At 70.4% G+C, this 16,302-nt stretch carries 16 protein-coding genes; 9 read left to right on the forward strand and 7 right to left on the reverse strand.

Features of this window, described 5'->3' with window-relative positions; genetic code table 11:
* Positions 1–3: 3 nt before the first annotated feature.
* Both ACZ4M8_RS19575 and ACZ4M8_RS19580 read right to left on the reverse strand, forming a co-directional pair.
* Positions 4–621: a TetR/AcrR family transcriptional regulator gene (locus ACZ4M8_RS19575; protein WP_467608972.1), complete on the reverse strand. Its 618-nt coding sequence runs from the start codon at positions 619–621 to the stop codon at positions 4–6.
* A 69-nt stretch (positions 622–690) separates the two neighbouring features.
* Entirely contained in the window at positions 691–1,560 is an 870-nt protein-coding gene (locus ACZ4M8_RS19580; protein WP_467608975.1) for a 3-hydroxyacyl-CoA dehydrogenase family protein, read from the reverse strand.
* Positions 1,561–1,771: 211 nt separating this feature from the next.
* Here ACZ4M8_RS19580 and ACZ4M8_RS19585 point away from each other — a divergent pair, with 211 nt between their 5' ends.
* Entirely contained in the window at positions 1,772–2,509 is a 738-nt protein-coding gene (locus tag ACZ4M8_RS19585; RefSeq protein ID WP_467608978.1) for an acetoacetate decarboxylase, read from the forward strand.
* Between the two features lie 541 nt (positions 2,510–3,050).
* Here ACZ4M8_RS19585 and ACZ4M8_RS19590 read toward each other — a convergent pair.
* Complete coding sequence (locus ACZ4M8_RS19590) at positions 3,051–3,806, reverse strand: DUF5324 family protein (RefSeq protein WP_467608981.1); 756 nt, start codon at positions 3,804–3,806, stop codon at positions 3,051–3,053.
* A 270-nt stretch (positions 3,807–4,076) separates the two neighbouring features.
* Between ACZ4M8_RS19590 and ACZ4M8_RS19595 the strand changes: the two genes are divergently transcribed.
* Both ACZ4M8_RS19595 and ACZ4M8_RS19600 read left to right on the forward strand, forming a co-directional pair.
* On the forward strand, positions 4,077–4,610 hold the full coding sequence (locus ACZ4M8_RS19595) for a peptidylprolyl isomerase (protein ID WP_467608984.1): 534 nt from the start codon (positions 4,077–4,079) through the stop codon (positions 4,608–4,610).
* A 145-nt stretch (positions 4,611–4,755) separates the two neighbouring features.
* On the forward strand, positions 4,756–5,661 hold the full coding sequence (locus tag ACZ4M8_RS19600; RefSeq protein ID WP_467608986.1) for a rhomboid family intramembrane serine protease: 906 nt from the start codon (positions 4,756–4,758) through the stop codon (positions 5,659–5,661).
* A 269-nt stretch (positions 5,662–5,930) separates the two neighbouring features.
* Here the strand turns inward: ACZ4M8_RS19600 and crgA are convergent, their stop codons facing one another.
* Positions 5,931–6,185 (reverse strand): cell division protein CrgA, encoded by a 255-nt coding sequence (gene crgA / locus ACZ4M8_RS19605; protein ID WP_030285707.1) that lies wholly within the window; start codon positions 6,183–6,185, stop codon positions 5,931–5,933.
* Between the two features lie 177 nt (positions 6,186–6,362).
* Between crgA and ACZ4M8_RS19610 the strand changes: the two genes are divergently transcribed.
* The 6 genes from ACZ4M8_RS19610 (at position 6,363) to ACZ4M8_RS19635 (ending at position 11,043) form a co-directional block, all read left to right on the forward strand.
* Positions 6,363–7,133 carry a DUF881 domain-containing protein gene (locus ACZ4M8_RS19610; protein ID WP_467608989.1) on the forward strand — a complete coding sequence of 257 codons (771 nt, stop codon included), beginning with the start codon at positions 6,363–6,365 and terminating at the stop codon, positions 7,131–7,133.
* Positions 7,134–7,169: 36 nt separating this feature from the next.
* Positions 7,170–7,874: a class E sortase gene (locus ACZ4M8_RS19615; RefSeq protein WP_467608992.1), complete on the forward strand. Its 705-nt coding sequence runs from the start codon at positions 7,170–7,172 to the stop codon at positions 7,872–7,874.
* Between the two features lie 71 nt (positions 7,875–7,945).
* Positions 7,946–8,122, forward strand: a complete 177-nt coding sequence (locus ACZ4M8_RS19620; protein ID WP_033266980.1) for a hypothetical protein — start codon at positions 7,946–7,948, stop codon at positions 8,120–8,122.
* On the forward strand, positions 8,119–8,757 hold the full coding sequence (locus tag ACZ4M8_RS19625; protein WP_467608995.1) for an aminodeoxychorismate/anthranilate synthase component II: 639 nt from the start codon (positions 8,119–8,121) through the stop codon (positions 8,755–8,757). Before ACZ4M8_RS19620 ends, ACZ4M8_RS19625 begins: the two co-directional genes overlap by 4 nt.
* Before the next feature lie 125 nt (positions 8,758–8,882).
* Positions 8,883–10,277: a class E sortase gene (locus ACZ4M8_RS19630; RefSeq protein WP_467609166.1), complete on the forward strand. Its 1,395-nt coding sequence runs from the start codon at positions 8,883–8,885 to the stop codon at positions 10,275–10,277.
* 25 nt (positions 10,278–10,302) lie between these two features.
* Positions 10,303–11,043, forward strand: coding sequence for a class E sortase (locus ACZ4M8_RS19635; RefSeq protein ID WP_467608997.1), 741 nt, complete (start codon positions 10,303–10,305; stop codon positions 11,041–11,043).
* 250 nt (positions 11,044–11,293) lie between these two features.
* On the opposite strand, the gene pknB is transcribed toward ACZ4M8_RS19635, so the two are convergent.
* From pknB to ACZ4M8_RS19650, 3 genes are all read right to left on the reverse strand, one after another.
* Entirely contained in the window at positions 11,294–13,285 is a 1,992-nt protein-coding gene (pknB, locus tag ACZ4M8_RS19640; protein WP_467609000.1) for a Stk1 family PASTA domain-containing Ser/Thr kinase, read from the reverse strand.
* 147 nt (positions 13,286–13,432) lie between these two features.
* Positions 13,433–14,902, reverse strand: coding sequence for a peptidoglycan D,D-transpeptidase FtsI family protein (locus ACZ4M8_RS19645; RefSeq protein WP_467609002.1), 1,470 nt, complete (start codon positions 14,900–14,902; stop codon positions 13,433–13,435).
* Positions 14,899–16,296 carry an FtsW/RodA/SpoVE family cell cycle protein gene (locus tag ACZ4M8_RS19650; RefSeq protein WP_467609004.1) on the reverse strand — a complete coding sequence of 466 codons (1,398 nt, stop codon included), beginning with the start codon at positions 16,294–16,296 and terminating at the stop codon, positions 14,899–14,901. The genes ACZ4M8_RS19645 and ACZ4M8_RS19650 overlap by 4 nt, the downstream gene beginning before the upstream one ends.
* Positions 16,297–16,302: the final 6 nt, after the last annotated feature.

A 16,302-nucleotide genomic window follows, 5' to 3' on the forward strand; every position in this document is an offset into this window, starting at 1 on the left:
AGCTCAGCCGTGCTCCTCCGGCCGGCTCAGCGCCCGTACGAGATGCGGCAGGGCACGGTGGACGAGCGCGGGGGTGTCGTCGTCACCGGCGTGGGTGACCTCCTGGGCGGTCAGCCCCTCGAAGAAGGCGACGACGAGGCGGGCCAGGGTGAGGGCGGAGACCTCCGGGGCGCGGCCGGTGCGCTCCAGGCAACGGGTGAGGATGTCCGCGATCCCGGAGTTGAGCCGCTCCTCGTGCACGGCGAGGGCGCGGGCCACGTCCGGATTCCGGGCGGCGTGCAGGGTGAACTCCATCGAGACCAGGAACCACGCGCGTTCTTGCGCGTTGTGGGCGGCCAACTGGTCGAAGAGGCCCGTCACCGGGTCGGGGACGTCCCCCACCGTCTCGGCGCGGCGGCCGAGTTCGGCCAGCAGCCGGTCGGCGTGGGCGTCGTAGAGGGAGAGGAACAGCTCTTCCTTGTCACGGAAGTTGGAGTAGAAGGCGCCCCGGGTGAGGCCGGCCCTGCTCACGATGTCGCTCACGGACGTGGCGTGGAAGCCGCGCTCGGTGAAGAGTGCGAGGGCGCTCTCACTGAGCGCGGCGACGGTGAGGGGACGACGCTTGGTCGGGGACTTGGGCACGTACCGGCTCCTTGCTGGTGGGGGGACGGCGTCGAGGGTACGTGCCCGTCGGCGGGCCACCCGCCGATGTCAGTCAGGCAGGTCGTAGTCGTAGAAGCCGCGTCCCGTCTTGACGCCGAGACGGCCCTCGTCGACGTAGCGGCGCAGGAGGTCGCGGGGCCCCTCGGGCAGGTGCGGGTTCTCCTCGGCGTAGTGGTTCTCGATGTCGAGGACCACGTCGAGGCCGACGGCGTCCATCATCCGGAACGGTCCGGCGGCGGAGCCGGTGTTGACCTGCCACATCCCGTCGACGTCCTCCGGGGTGGAGACACCGTCGGCGACGACGGCGAGGGATTCGCGCTTTATCGCGGCCCAGATGCGGTTGAAGATGAAACCGGTGCTCTCCTTGCGGGCCTCGAACGGATGGATGCCGTAGGCCGGGAGCGTGCGCAGCAGCAGGTCGAGGACGGCGCGGTCGGTGTGCCCGCACGACATGAGGTCGACGGCGTTCTGCTTCGGCGGCATGTAGAAGTGGATGTTCAGCAGCCGCTCGGGGCGGCGGACGCTGCCGACGAGGTTGCTGGTGGCGTACGAGGACGAGTTGCTGGCGAGGATCGCGTCGGCCGGAGCCGCCGCGTCCAGCTCTCCGAAGATCTTCTTCTTGAGGTCGAGCCGCTCCGGTACGGCCTCGACGACCAGCCAGGCGTCGTCCAGGGCGCGAGCCAGGTCGGTGGTGGTCTCGACGGTGCCCGGCCGGCCGCCCTCCAGGGCCGCGGCGACGGCGGGCAGCTCCTTCTCGACGTAGGCGCGGGCCGCGTCACCGGCCTCGGCGACGGGGTCGTAGATGCGGACCAGGCCGCCGCGGGTGGCGAACATCAAGGCGATACGGCGGCCGAGAGTGCCGGCGCCGATCACGGCCACGGGGCGGTTCTCCGGTGCGGTGGGGAGGGTGAAGGTCACGTTGACTCCTGGTGCGGTTCCCGTCGCGAGAGGCGGGGAGGGAGGCCGGGGCGCAGAGGGCGTCACGGTCGACTACGGGATACAGTGTGTATCGGATACAAGGTGTATGCCAAATGGGAGGCGCGGCCCACCCCCTGATCCACCCCTGATCCACCCCTATTTCCCGCGGGATGGATGGCCTGCCACCCGGTCGAGAAAGCAAGGTCGCACCATGCGCGAAGCCCAGATCCACCAGCTGCTCACCACGCCGCTGAACGCCCCCGCCTACCCGATGCCGCCGTACCGCTTCACCGATCGCGAGTACCTCAACATCACCTACCGCACCGACCCGGACGCCCTGCGGGCCGTTGTGCCGGAGCCGCTGCGGATACCCGAGCCGCTGGTCCGCTTCGAGGTGATGCGGATGCCCGACGTGACCGGGCTCGGCGACTACACCGAGTGCGGCCAGCTCGTCCCCGTCGAACTCGACGGCGAGAAGGGCGAGTTCAACCTCGGGATGTACGTGGACAGCCTCCCCGCCATCGCCTCCGGCCGGGAGATGAGCGCCTACCCGAAGAAGGCGGGTGCCCCGCGGCTGTACGTCGACTCCGACACCCTCGTCGGCACCCTCGACTACGGCTCCCTCCGCGTCGCCACCGCCACCATGGGCTACAAGCACGCGCCGCTCTCCGCCGAGGACGCCCGCGCGGAGCTGGCCGTGCCCACGTTCATGCTCAAGACCACGCGCCACTACGACGGCCGTCCGCGGATCTGTGAGCTGGTGCGCACCGAGATCGCGGACCTCACGGTGAAGGGCTCCTGGAGCGGCCCGGCCCGCCTCCAGCTCTTCGAACACGTCCTGGCGCCGCTGGCCGACCTCCCGGTCCGCGAGGTCGTGTCCGCCACCCACCTCCTCACGGACCTCACGCTCGGGATGGCCGAGGTGGCACACGACTACCTGGCGGACTGAGGCGAACCGGGGCGGGGTGAAGGGGGCGGAGGGTCCGGGCCCCGAGACGGGGCGGCCGGTCCGGCTCGGCCTCGGTTCCGGCCCGGGGCGGTGGTCCGGTTCGGCTTGGGGGCGGGGTGCGGTGGCCCGGCGGGGCCGGCCAGGTTGGTCGGGCCGGGGTTCGGCTCGGGCCTGGCTCGGCTTGGGTTTGGGCCGGGCGTGGAGCCCGGTCGGCGCTGGCGGCGGTGCCGGGCCCGGCCGTCCGGCCCGTGTGGCTGTTTCACGTGAAACGTTGAGGCGGCCGGGAGACAGCCCTGAGCCGATGTTTCCCGTGAAACATCGGCTCAGAGGACCCCGGCTACGGCCGTGCGGCCCTTCCTTCACACGACGGTGCCCGCCACCCACCAGGGTGACGGGCGCCGTTCGGCATCGGAGCGTGGGGCCGGAATGCCGGCGCCGCTCTCCCTGCCCGCGTCGGCATCGCGCGATGCCGACGCGGGCAGGGAGCACGGCCGCGCGATGACGGTGCGGCGCCAGGCGGTGGAGCCGCAGGGCCGCCGGGTCAGGCCGAGGCGCCGCCCGGCCCGTCGCCGCGCTCCTTGTCCTCGTCCGGACGGTCGGCTCGGGCCGCGGGGCCGCTGCCGTCGACCGAGCTGAGCCGGCCACGTTCGTTCACCTCGGTCGGGGCGGGCGGCTCCACCAGCCAGTCCGGGTTGGCCTGCTTGTCCCACCACTTCCAGGCGGCGACGGCACCCCCGGCCAGCAGCCCCACCAGCAGCAGCCGCTTGGCGGCCTTCCCGGCCCGCGCCCGGCAGCGGTTCTTCCGCGCCAGCTTCTCGATCTCGGCGGCCGACACCTGACCGCGCAGCGCCGCGAGGGCCGCGGTGCCACGGGCGAACGCCTCCTCGCGGACCGGTTCGGCGGCCGCGCGGGCGGAGTGCACGGCGCTCTCCACCCGGGGCGCGGCGTATTCGGCGGCCTGCCGCGCCGCGGAGCGGGTGCGGTGGGCGGCGCGGCACGCCGCCGCGTCCACCTTCGGCGGCAACGCACCCCGGGCGTGCTCGATGTGCGGTTGCAGGTGGGCGTCGTAGCGGGCGCGGGCCTGCTGGGCGGCTTCCGTCACCATGGGAGCCACCCGGGTGCGGGCCTGCTGCGCGGCCTCCGTCATCATCGGCGCCACACGCGTCCGCGCCTCCTGGGCGAACTGCACCGCGGTGTCCCTGGCCGTACCGGCGTAGGGAGCCACCACCTCAGCGGCGTGCCGCACGCTGTCCCTGGCCGAACCGGTCGCGGCACGCACGCTGTCCTTGCGGGTCACGGGATCCTCCTCCTCGGTGGTGTGTCCGGGTCCGTGGGGGCTGCTCCCCCAGCTCTGCTGTCTCGCCTGTCCACCCGGTTGACGATCATGCCTGCTCGCCCGCCGGACGGCATGTACCCGCGGGCATCCGGGTCACGGCGGGCGCCGGGGATCCGCGCGTACCGCCACCAGGGCGGGACGCACCGGGGCGGGCCACGGCACGGACCGCGCGCCGGGACGGTCCGTGCGAGGATCGGAACCCGTCAGCGAAGACTCATGGAAGGCAGATCCGTGGCTGAGCAGCTCTACGCCACCCTGAAGACCAACCAGGGCGACATCACCCTTCGGCTGCTGCCGAACCACGCCCCCAAGACGGTCAAGAACTTCGTCCAGCTCGCCCAGGGCGAGCGGGAATGGACCGACCCGGCCACCGGCCGCAAGTCCACGGACAAGCTGTACGACGGCACCGTCTTCCACCGCGTGATCAGCGGCTTCATGATCCAGGGCGGCGACCCGCTCGGCAACGGCACCGGCGGCCCCGGCTACGAGTTCGCCGACGAGTTCCACCCCGACCTGGCCTTCACCAAGCCGTACCTGCTGGCCATGGCGAACGCCGGTCCGGGCACCAACGGCTCGCAGTTCTTCATCACCGTCGCGCCGACCGCGTGGCTGACCGGTAAGCACACCATCTTCGGTGAGGTCGCCGACGAGGCCGGCAAGAAGGTCGTGGACGCCATCGCCGCCACCCAGACCAACCCGCGCACCGACCGCCCGGTCCAGGACGTGGTCATCAAGTCGGTCACCATCGAGAACCGCGACAGCTGACCCGGTGGCGGGCCGCCGCGCCCGCCGCCCCGGGAACCTTGCGCCCCGTCCGGTCGTAGACCAGGCGGGGCGCCCCGCGTGCTGGCCCGGTGGCGGGCGGGTGTGTTGTGATGACGCGCCCAGCCGCAGAGAGGACGACCGAGCGATGGACCAGGTGCCAGGCACCCCGCAGGAGCCGCGGGACGCGGACGGCGGGGACGACCTGCCACGCTGCTACCGCCATCCCGACCGCCCGACCGGCGTCACCTGCACCCGCTGCGAACGGCCGATCTGTCCCGACTGCATGGTCAGCGCCTCCGTCGGCTTCCAGTGCCCGGAGTGCGTACGCACCGGCAGCGGCACGGGCCACTCGGCGCACGCCACCACCCCGCGCACCCTCGCCGGCGGCGCCGTCGCGACCGACCCCAAGCTGGTCACCAAGATCCTGCTGGGCCTCAACGTCGCCGTCTTCATCGCCGTCTACGCCTCCAGCGGACTCGTCGGGCGCCTCGACCTGATCGGCCTCGCCTTCGACCCGCAGCACTACCAGCTCGTCGGCGTCGCCGAGGGGCAGTGGTACCGCCTGCTCACCGCGGTCTTCCTGCACCAGGAGATCCCGCACATCGCGTTCAACATGCTGTCCCTGTGGTGGCTGGGCCCGCCCCTGGAAGCGGCGCTCGGCCGGCTGCGGTACACCGCCCTCTACCTGCTCGCCGGGCTCGGCGGCAGCGCCCTGTCGTATCTGCTCGCCGCGCAGAACCAGCCCTCGCTCGGCGCCTCCGGCGCGATCTTCGGCCTGCTCGGCGCCACCGCGGTCCTGCTGCGGCGGCTGAACTACGACATGAAGCCTGTCCTGATCCTGCTGGGCCTCAACCTCGTCTTCACCTTCCTGTGGCCGAATATCGCCTGGCAGGCGCATGTCGGCGGCCTGGTGGTGGGCGCGGCGGTGGCGTACGGCATGGTGCACGCACCGCGCGAGCGCCGCACGCTGGTGCACACCCTGACGTGTGTCGCCGCCCTGCTGGTGATCGTCGGCGTGGTGTGGGTACGCACGCTCCAGCTGACCGGTTGAGAACCGCACGGGCCTGGGGGTAACGGCTCCGGAAGGCCCTGTTCCCCGGTGTTGTCCACAGTGCGTGGCGGCCCCTGTGCATGCTGTGGGGAAAGCCCGCCCCGGAGTGTACGAACCCGCGTTTCCCCAGTAAGTAAGGGGGAGGCGGGACACAGGGGCGGGCGGGACCGGTCACACCGGCGTCAACACCCCGAGAGGTTATCCACAGATCTTCTGAAGTTTTCCCCGGCTGTGGATAACTGTGTGGATGGCCTTGGGCAGGGCTTGCGTCACTTCCACTGTGTGGAGACGCCGAAGCCCACCGCGATGAAGCCGAACCCGCACACGATGTTCCAGTCGCCCATCGCCTTGACCGGCAGATCCGCTTCGGAGACGTAGTACAGCACGATCCACGCGAGCCCGATCAGGAACATCGCCAGCATCACCGGGGCGACCCAGCCACGGCCGGAATTCATCTTCAGGCTGGTGGTCTTCGCCGGCGGCGGCGTGAAGTCGTCCTTCTTGCGGATCCGTGACTTCGGCACGAGGAACTCTCCTGTCGATGCGCTGCTCTCCCGCTCTCAACCCCTCGTGAGCGGGAGGTGCCCCCGTCCGCGCGGGCGTACGGGCGGGAGCCGGACGGATGCGCCGGGGAGCGGTTCGACGCCCCGGGGCGTCCGTTAGCGTAGTGCTTCCGCGGCGTCGTAAGGAGCAAGGGTACGTTGAGCACTTCAGCTGACTCCTCCGGCCGCCCGGCCCGACCGCGGCTGCGGCCCGTGCGGCTGCTCACACTCGCCGTCTTCGCGCTCGCGGGCCTGATGTTCTGGCTCAGCTTCGACACCGCGCGCGGCACCGATCTGCGCTCCGACGACTCCATGCTCCGCCTCTCCGACCTCATCCAGCAACGGAGCCAGAAGAACGGCGCCCACGACGAACGCAACGCGGTCCTGCGCCAGGACGTCGAGTCCCTCGCCCGGCGCGACAACGGCACCTCCGAGGCGGAGGAGGCCAAGGTCAAGGCGCTGGAGGAACGGGCGGGCACGGAGAAGCTGAAGGGTGAGGGCCTGTCGGTCACCCTCACCGACGCCCCGCCGAACGCCACCGCCAAGATCCCCGGCATCCCCGAACCGCAGCCCAACGACCTCGTCATCCACCAGCAGGACCTGCAAGCCGTGGTGAACGCGCTGTGGCAGGGCGGCGCCAAGGGCATCGAGGTCATGGACCAGCGGCTGATCTCCACCAGCGCGGTGCGCTGCGTCGGCAACACCCTGATCCTCCAGGGCCGCGTCTACTCCCCGCCCTACAAGATCACCGCCGTCGGTGACCGCGACGCCCTGAACCGCGCGCTGACCGCGTCCCCCGCGATCCAGAACTACCTCCAGTACGTCAACGCCTACGGGCTCGGCTGGAAAGTCGACCAGCGCGAGGCGGTGACTCTGCCCGGCTACTCCGGCACAGTGGAGCTCCACTACGCACAGCCGGCGCAGCCGTAGCCCGCGCGCCGGTGACGGCGACGGGAGGGGCCGGCGATGACGGTGCGGTGGATCGTCCGGACGTTCAGCGAACTCTGCGTCACGACCGGCACCCTCATCGTGCTCTTCTTCTGCTACCTCCTCTTCTGGACGGGAGTACGTGCCGACAGCGCCATGGACCAGGAGATCGGCCACCTCCAGGAACGCTGGTCGGCCGGCGCCGCCGCGGCCGGTGACCCGCTCCCCGGCCCGGCCACCGCACCGGAGCCGTCCGGCCGCCCCCGCCCGTACGCACCGGGCGCCGCCTTCGCCGTTATGTACATCCCCCGCTTCGGCGCGGAGTGGTCCAAGCCCGTCCTCGAAGGCACCACCACCGGCGTCCTGCGCCGCGGCCTCGGCCACTACACCTCCACCGCCCGCCTCGGCGGGACCGGCAACTTCTCCGTCGCGGGACACCGGCGCACGTACGGTGACCCGTTCAAGGACTTCCCGCAACTGCGGCCCGGCGACGCGGTGGTGCTCTCCGACGGCACCACCTGGTTCACCTACCGCATCGACCGGCGGCCGTACCGGACGCTGCCCGACGACATCGGCGTGCTCGATCCCGTCCCCCGCGCCTCCGGCTACCGCGGGCCCGGCCGCTATCTGACCCTGACCACCTGCGAACCGGAGTGGGGCCACAGCCACCGGCTCATCACCTGGGCGCATCTCGACGCGACGCAGCCGGTGGCACAGGGAAGGCCCCCGGCTTTGTCCGGCTGATCCACCCGGCCCCCTCCCCGCCCCGTACTCTGGTGGGGCAATCGACACCGTCATCGGCGAGTAGGGACAGCATGTACGGCTGGATCTGGCGGCATTTGCCGGGCAACACATGGGTGAAGGCGCTGATTTCCCTGGTGCTGGTGCTGGCGGTCGTCTTCGTGCTTTTCCAGTACGTCTTTCCGTGGGCGGAGCCGCTGCTGCCCTTCAATGACGTCACGGTCGATCAAGGGATGGCAGCCGTCCGATGAGTGCACGCATTCTCGTCGTCGACAACTACGACAGCTTCGTCTTCAACCTCGTGCAGTACCTCTACCAACTCGGCGCCGAATGCGAGGTGCTGCGCAACGACGAGGTCTCCACCGCCCACGCGCAGGACGGCTTCGACGGGGTCCTGCTCTCCCCCGGACCGGGCGCCCCGGAAGAGGCCGGGGTCTGCATCGACATGGTCCGGCACTGCGCGGACACCGGCGTCCCGGTCTTCGGCGTCTGCCTGGGCATGCAGTCCATGGCGGTCGCCTACGGCGGAGTGGTGGACCGCGCCCCCGAGCTGCTGCACGGCAAGACCTCGCAGGTCTCGCACGCGGGCGAGGGCGTCTTCAACGGCCTGCCCTCGCCGTTCACGGCCACCCGCTACCACTCCCTCGCGGTCCAGGAGGGCACGGTGCCGGAGGAGTTGACCGTCACCGCCTGGACCGACAGCGGCATCGCGATGGGGTTGCGCCACCGTGAACTGCCCGTCGAGGGAGTCCAGTTCCACCCCGAGTCGGTGCTCACCGAGTGGGGCCACCGGATGCTCGCCAACTGGCTCGTCACCTGCGGTGACGCGGGAGCGGTGGAGCGCTCGACGGGGCTCGCCCCGGTGGTCGGCAAGGCCGGCGCGTGACTGCCACACGCCCCGAGCGTGACGGCACCCCTCATGATCCGTACGCCGTACCGGGCGCGTCCGGCGATCCGTACGGCGGGAACGGAGCCTTCGAAGCGGCGGTGGGACGGCTCGACGACCCGCTGATGGACCCGCTGCCGAGCCCCGGCGGGCCGCCTGCCGGTACGGGCGGAGGGACGGACACCGCGCGCGGTGGGCAGCCGGGGCCCGGCGGTCCGGCACCCACCGGCGTCCCCGCTCCGGGCCACCCGGGCGGACCCCGGCTCACCGGCTCACCAGCGCCCAGCCACGCCTCCCCGTGGTTCCGCCCGCGCCCGGCGGAGGAAGCAGCGGCGGACGGCACGCCGTCCGGACCGGTCACCGGATTCGGGCCCGAGGCACCCACGGGCCGCCACGCCGCCGCGGGCCCGGGGCACGCCCAGGTCCCGGCGTTCGGCCCGGCGGACACGCCCTCACGGGTCCCGGGCCCGTCCGTTCCCCCCGTACCCCCGGCCACCGCCGTGCCGGTGACCGACGACGCGACCATGGCGCTGCGCCAGGCGGAACGGGCCGGGAATCCGGGGGGCGATCTCTTCGGCAGCGACGACGTTTCACGTGAAACAGCGCCGGACGAGGCTTCGGTTTCACGTGAAACGGGAGTGGGTGCCGACACCGTTTCACGTGAAACGACGGATGCCCCGGCCCCCGGCGGACGTGCCGCCCGCCGTAAAGCGGCCCAACAGGCGGCGAAGCGCGGCGGACGCCGGGGCAAGCACGGGGGCGCCGCGGCAGCCGCTGCCACCCCCACTCCGCCGCCCGCGCCCACCTCCCGGTTGGAGGCACGCCGCGCCGCCCGCGCTGCGAAGGAGAGTCTGAGCCTCATCGCCAGCCGGGCCATCGGCGAAGTGTTCATCACGCTCGGTGTGGTGATGCTGCTGTTCGTCACCTATCAGCTGTGGTGGACCAACGTGCTGGCCCAGGAGGAGGCGGGCGGCGCCACCACCACCCTCCAGCACCAGTGGCAGGAGGGCGCCGGCGAGAAGAAGTCCCCGGGCCAGGGCGAGCGTTTCGCCATCATGTACATCCCGAAGCTGGACGTGAAGGCGCCGATCGCCGAAGGCATCGACAAGCACACGGTGCTGGACCGCGGCATGGTCGGGCACTACGACAAGAGCAGCGGGATCAAGACGGCGATGCCCTGGGACAAGAAGGGCAACTTCGCAGTGGCCGCCCACCGCAACACCCACGGCGAGCCCTTCCGGTACATCAACAAGCTCACTCCGGGCGACAAGATCGTCGTGGAGACGCAGAGTACGTACTACACGTACGAGATGGTGAGCATCCTCCCGCAGACCAGCCCGCAGAACGTCAGCGTCATCCAGCCGGTGCCGCAGGGGTCGGGGTTCAAGGCGCCGGGGCGCTACCTCACCCTGACGACCTGCACCCCGGAGTTCACCAGTACCTACCGGATGATCGTCTGGGGCAAGATGGTCGCGGCGCAGCCGCGGAGCAAGGGCGAACCGGATGCGCTCACCGGCTGACCGAAGGTAAGAGGGGTACTACGCGGTGACTGCCACGGACCATGACGAGGACATCGAACGGTCCGCGCCGCCGAACCGACCACGCCGGATGCGCCGCTCCGTCGCCGCCGTGATCAGCGTGATCGGCGAACTCCTGATCACCGCCGGTCTGATCCTTGGCCTGTTCGTCGGGTACTCGCTGTGGTGGACCAACGTCCTCGCCGACCGCGCCGCCGACAAGCAGGGCGACGAGGTCCGCCGCCACTGGGCCGCTCCGAGTCCGAAGGGGCCGGGGAAGCTGGACACCAAGGACGGCATCGGCTTCCTGCACGTACCGGCGATGAAGAACGGCGAGGTACTGGTCAAGAAGGGCACCGGCTCCGAGATCCTCAACGAGGGTGTGGCCGGCTACTACACCAAGCCGGTCGCGTCCGCGCTGCCGCAGGAGAAGAAGGGCAACTTCACCCTCGCCGCGCACCGCGACGGCCACGGCGCGAAGTTCCACAACATCGACAGACTCCGCGAGGGCGACCCGATTGTCTTCGAGACCAAGGACACCTGGTACGTCTACAAGGTCTACGCGGTGCTCGACCAGACCTCGAAGTACAACGTGGACGTCCTCGACCAGATCCCCGAGGAGTCCGGCAAGCACAAGGCTGGCCGCTACATCACGCTGACGACCTGCACCCCGGTCTACACCTCGAACTACCGCTACATCGTCTGGGGCGAACTGGAACGCACCGAGAAGGTCGACGCGGACCGTACCCCGCCGAAGGAACTCCGCTGACCGAAGGGCCGCCGCCCCGGACAGTCACCGCCCCGGCACCCACCGCCCGGCTGCCCGCCACGCCGCGCCGCGCCCCACCCGCACGGGTCAGGCTCGGCCCCCCTGACGAGACGGCCCCGCCCTGCAGCAGGCTCCCGCCCCCGCCCGCCTCGCCACGAACGACATGAGCCCCGGCCCCCTGGAAAGGGGCCGGGGCTCATGCACGGAGCGGGTCGCTCACGACGCTTCGGCCGAGGCGTGACCGCCGCCGCTAGGGGAACGGCCAGCCACCGTCGTCATCATCGTCCCCGTGGTCACCGCCACCGCCGGCGGTGGTCAGCGTCACCGTCGTGGAGCCGGGGTCGGACGGGGTGGCGCCCGCCGGGTCCTGCGCCATGACCCGGGCGTTGTCGTCCTGACTGCTGCCGTCCGCGAACCGGATGTTGGTGAACCCGGCCTCCTGGAGCGCCTTCTTCGCGTCCTTCACCTTCTGACCGAGGACGCTCGGCACCGGCTTCTGCGCCGCCGCCTTGCCGACGGTCAGCGTCACCGTGGAGTTGGCGTCGACCTCCGTATGGCCCGCCGGATTCATGGAGATGACCTTGCCGACCTGCGCCGGGTCGGACACGTCCTGCTCCTGCTTGGTGACCTGGAGCTGGAGGTCCTTCAGCTGCTTCTCCGCGGCGGCGAAGTCGTTGCCGACGACGTCGGGCACCTTGACCTTCGGGTTCGCCTTGGCGATCGTCAGCGTGATCGTGGTGTTCTTCGGCTTGCTGGCGCCCGGCTTCGGGTCCTGGTCGAGGACGGTGCCCTCGGCCTCCTCGGAGACCTTCTGCGTGACCTCGACGTTCTCGAAGCCCTTGTTCTTCAGCTCGGTCCGCGCCTCGTCCTCACTGAACCCGCGGACGTTCGGGACCTGCACCTGCTTGGGGCCGGTGCACACCGTGACGGTGATCGTGCCGCCCTCGTCGATGGCGGCGCCCTCCGCCGGATCCTGCTTGGTGATCTGGCCCTTCTCGACGTTCTCGCACGCCTCGCTGCCGCCCTTGGCGACCTTCAGACCACCGTTGTTGTTCCGGGCGGACTCCCTCGCCTGCGCCAGGGTCTCGCCGACGACATTGGGTGCCGTCACCCCTCCGCCGGCGGTCTTGCCGCTGAACATCGCCTTGCCGATGAAGATCGCCCCGACCAGCACCAGAACACCGGCGACGGCCAGCAGGATCGTCGAGGTGTGGCTCTTCTTCGGCGGCCCGGAGGCCCCGCGGCGGCCCGAGGGCCGGTCGTCGTAGCCGTAGCCGCCGTCGTCCGGGTTCATCGGAGGCAGCATCGCGGTCTGCGCGCCCGGGTCCTGCGGCCGCAGCATCGTCGTGGGCTGATCCTGGTCGAAACCGACCGCGCCCATCGCGGTGGTGGCAGCGACCGGCTGCCCGTCCAGCGCCGCCTCGATGTCGGCCCGCATCTCATCGGCCGACTGGTAGCGGTAGTCCGGATCCTTGGTCAGCGCCTTGAGGACGATGGCGTCCATCTCCGGCGTGATCTCGGGATCGAAGTTGCTCGGCTTCTGCGGCTCCTCCCGCACATGCTGGTACGCCACCGCGACCGGCGAGTCACCGATGAACGGCGGCCGGACGGTGAGGAGTTCGTACAGCAGGCAGCCGGTGGAGTAGAGGTCGGAGCGGGCGTCGACCTGCTCGCCCTTGGCCTGCTCCGGGGAGAGGTACTGCGCGGTGCCGATGACCGCGGCGGTCTGCGTCATGGTCATCCCGGCGTCGCCCATCGCGCGGGCGATGCCGAAGTCCATGACCTTGACCTGACCGGTGCGGGTCAGCATGACGTTGGCGGGCTTGATGTCGCGGTGGACGATGCCGGCCCGGTGCGAGTACTCCAGCGCCTGGAGCACCCCGATGGTCATCTCCAGGGACCGCTCGGGCAGCAGCTTCCGCCCGGAGTGCAGCAGCTCCCGCAGCGTGGAGCCGTCCACGTACTCCATGACGATGTACGGGATCGAGACGCCGTCGACGTAGTCCTCGCCGGTGTCGTAGACCGCGACGATGGACGGGTGGTTCAGCGAGGCGGCCGACTGGGCCTCACGGCGGAACCGGGCCTGGAAGGACGGGTCACGGGCGAGGTCCACCCGCAGCGTCTTCACCGCTACGGTGCGGCCCAGGCGGCTGTCATGGGCGAGGTACACCTCGGCCATACCGCCGCGGCCCAGCACCGAGCCCAGCTCGTACCGGCCGCCGAGGCGACGCGGCTCATCCATAAGCTTCTCCAGCCCTCTCCGTCAGTCCCGACCGCACCCGTGTGTGGTCCGGCGGTGTGCTGTCCGGGCATACCGTACCCGGCGCGCCGTACCGGGCCGGGCCGCAGCCGCAAGCTGATATCCGACCGGTACGGCCATGCCCAGGAGTCACTTCTTGTCGCTGAGCACCGCTTCCATCACGCTCTTCGCGATCGGGGCGGCGAGCTTGCCACCCGCGATGTCACCGCGGAGTGTGTCGGACCCCTCAATCACGACGGCGACGGCGACCGGGGTGCCCTTGCCGGTCTTCGCGTAGGAGATGAACCACGCGTACGGGTTGTCCTTGTTGCCCTCACCGTGCTGTGCGGTACCGGTCTTGCCACCGACCGTCACGCCCGGGATCTGGCCGGCCTTACCCGTACCGTCCTTGACGACCGTCTCCATCATTTCCTGGAGCTTCTGGGCGTTCTCCGGCTTGAGCGGCTGGCTCATCTCCTTCGGGGAGTGCTGCTCCACGACGTTGAGGTTGGGCGCGACCAGCTTGTCGACCATGTACGGCTCCATCAGCTTGCCGCCGTTGGCGATCGCCGCGGTGACCATGGCCATCTGGAGCGGAGTGGCGCGGTTCGACGCCTGACCGATACCGGCCTGGGCGTTCTGCGGCCGGTTGTCCACGGGGTAGACGCTCTCGGCGGCGCGGACCGGGGTGTCGATCTTCGCGTGGTTGAACCCGAACTTCTCCGCCTCGGCCTTCATCGTCTTGTTGCCGAGGTCGGCGCTGATCTTGCCGAAGACGGTGTTGCAGGACCAGCGCAACGCCTCACGGAGGCTGGCGTCCTTGCAGGGGATGTTGCCCTCGTTCGGCAGCGGGACGTGGTTGGTGTCCGGCAGGTACCAGGGCAGCGGCGACCGCGTCGGGGCGTCGATGTCGGTGTAGAGACCGTGCTCCAGCGCCGCGGCGGCCGTGACGACCTTGAACGTCGAACCGGGCGGGTACGTCTGGCGCAGCGCGCGGTTGAGCGTCGGGTCGTCCGGGTTGTTCTGCTTCAGCAGAGCGTTGTACGCCTCGGAGTCCTTGTCGCTCATCCCGGCGAAGGTGGACGGGTCGTACGACGGCGCTGTGGCCAGCGCCAGGATCGCGCCGGTCTCCGGGTTGAGCGCGGCGACCGCGCCCTTCTTGTCACCCAGCCCCTCGAAGGCCGCCTTCTGGGCCTTGGCGCTGAGGGTGGTGACGACGTTGCCGCCCTCCTGCTTGCGGCCCGTCAGCATGTCGACGGTACGGCTGAAGAAGAGCCGGTCGTCGGCGCCGGTGAGGATCTTGTCGTACAGCTTCTCCAGCTGGTTGGCGTCGAACGCCTGCGAGGCGTACCCGGTGACCGGCGCCCACATCTTGCCGTTCTTGTACGTCCGCTTGAACTTGTAGTCGCCGCTGCTGGTGGTCGTCGAGCCGGTGACCGGGCTGCCGTCGACGATGATGTTGCCGCGCGGCTTGCTGTACCGCTCGATGGCGACGCGGCGGTTGTCGGTGCTGTTCTTCAACTCGTCGGCCTGGACGAACTGCACCCAGTTGACGCGGACGAGCAGGGCGAGGACGAGCAGGCCGCAGAAGATCGCGACCCGGCGCAGGGGCTTGTTCACGGGCGGACCACCTGGGTCATCTCGGCATCGGTGGAGGGGGCGGGGGCCGGGGCGGGCCGCCGGGCGGTGTCGCTGATCCGCAGCAGGATGCCGACCAGCGCCCAGTTGGCGATCACGGACGAACCGCCCTGGGCGAGGAACGGCATCGTCATACCGGTCAGCGGGATCAGGCCCGTCACACCGCCGGCGACGACGAAGACCTGGAGCGCGAAGGCACCGGACAGGCCGATGGCCAGCAGCTTGCCGAACGGGTCGCGGGCGGCCAGCGCCGTACGGATACCGCGCTCGATGAGCAGGCCGTACAGCAGCAGCACGGCCATCAGACCGGCGAGCCCCGTCTCCTCACCGACGGTGGCGAGGATGTAGTCGCTCTTCGGGGCGATACCGCCGATGAGGCGGGAGTAGCCCTGGCCGAGCCCCGAGCCGAGGATGCCGCCGGAGCCGAAGGAGTACATCGCCTGCGCGGTCTCGGTGACGCCGCCGTTCAGCTTCTCCAGCGGGTTCAGCCAGTTGTGGACACGGACCTGCACGTGCGATTCGAAGGTGGCCACCGCGACGGCGCCGCCGGCGCTCAGCAGCAGACCGAAGACGATCCAGCTGGTGCGCTCGGTCGCGACGTACAGCATGATCACGAAGAGGCCGAAGAAGAGCAGCGAGGTACCGAGGTCGGTCTCGAAGACCAGGATCATCAGGCTCAGCGCCCAGATGACGAGGATCGGCCCGAGGTCACGGCCGCGCGGCAGGTACAGCCCCATGAAGCGGCGGCTGGCCAGCGCCAGTGCGTCCCGCTTCACCATCAGGTACCCGGCGAAGAACACCGCGATGATGATCTTCGCGAACTCACCGGGCTGCAGCGAACCGACGCCCGGCAGGGTGATCCAGATCCGCGCGCCGTAGCGGGCGGGGAAGAAGATCGGCGCGATCAGCAGCGCCAGCGCGACCACCATCGAGATGTAGGTGTAGCGCTGGAGGACGCGGTGGTCCTTGAGGAAGATCAGCACCGCGAGGAAGAGCGCGACACCCAGCGTCGACCACATCAGCTGGCCGGGCGCCATCGGGCCGCCCAGATTCGTGGTGGTGATCTGCGGTTCCTGGTCGAGCCGCCAGATGAAGACCAGCCCGAGTCCGTTGAGGAGGGTGGCGATCGGCAGCATCAGCGGATCCGCGTACGGCGCCCACTTACGGACGACGAGATGGGCCACGCCCGCCAGCAGCGCCAGCCCGAGGGCGTAGCCGAGGACCCCGGCGGGGACCTCCTGCTTCTTGGCCAGCCCGACGTTGATGTACGCGAAGACCGGGATGACGATGGCGAAGACGAGCAGCGCCAGCTCGGTGTTGCGGCGGCTCGGGGCTCCGATGGTGCCGATGGTGGTGGTGTTGGTGGTACTGCTCATGACGTG

It is taken from the genome of Streptomyces sp. NPDC027185 (assembly GCF_055567035.1).

Bases quoted from the DNA above. Each gene is read 5' to 3' on its own strand.
- ACZ4M8_RS19650 (WP_467609004.1), bottom strand. From the start codon at position 16,296: ATGAGCAGTACCACCAACACCACCACCATCGGCACCATCGGAGCCCCG.
- ACZ4M8_RS19620 (WP_033266980.1), top strand. From the start codon at position 7,946: ATGTACGGCTGGATCTGGCGGCATTTGCCGGGCAACACATGGGTGAAG.
- ACZ4M8_RS19625 (WP_467608995.1), top strand. From the start codon at position 8,119: ATGAGTGCACGCATTCTCGTCGTCGACAACTACGACAGCTTCGTCTTC.
- ACZ4M8_RS19585 (WP_467608978.1), top strand. From the start codon at position 1,772: ATGCGCGAAGCCCAGATCCACCAGCTGCTCACCACGCCGCTGAACGCC.
- pknB (WP_467609000.1), bottom strand. From the start codon at position 13,285: ATGGATGAGCCGCGTCGCCTCGGCGGCCGGTACGAGCTGGGCTCGGTG.
- ACZ4M8_RS19615 (WP_467608992.1), top strand. From the start codon at position 7,170: ATGACGGTGCGGTGGATCGTCCGGACGTTCAGCGAACTCTGCGTCACG.
- ACZ4M8_RS19630 (WP_467609166.1), top strand. From the start codon at position 8,883: ATGGACCCGCTGCCGAGCCCCGGCGGGCCGCCTGCCGGTACGGGCGGA.
- ACZ4M8_RS19600 (WP_467608986.1), top strand. From the start codon at position 4,756: ATGGACCAGGTGCCAGGCACCCCGCAGGAGCCGCGGGACGCGGACGGC.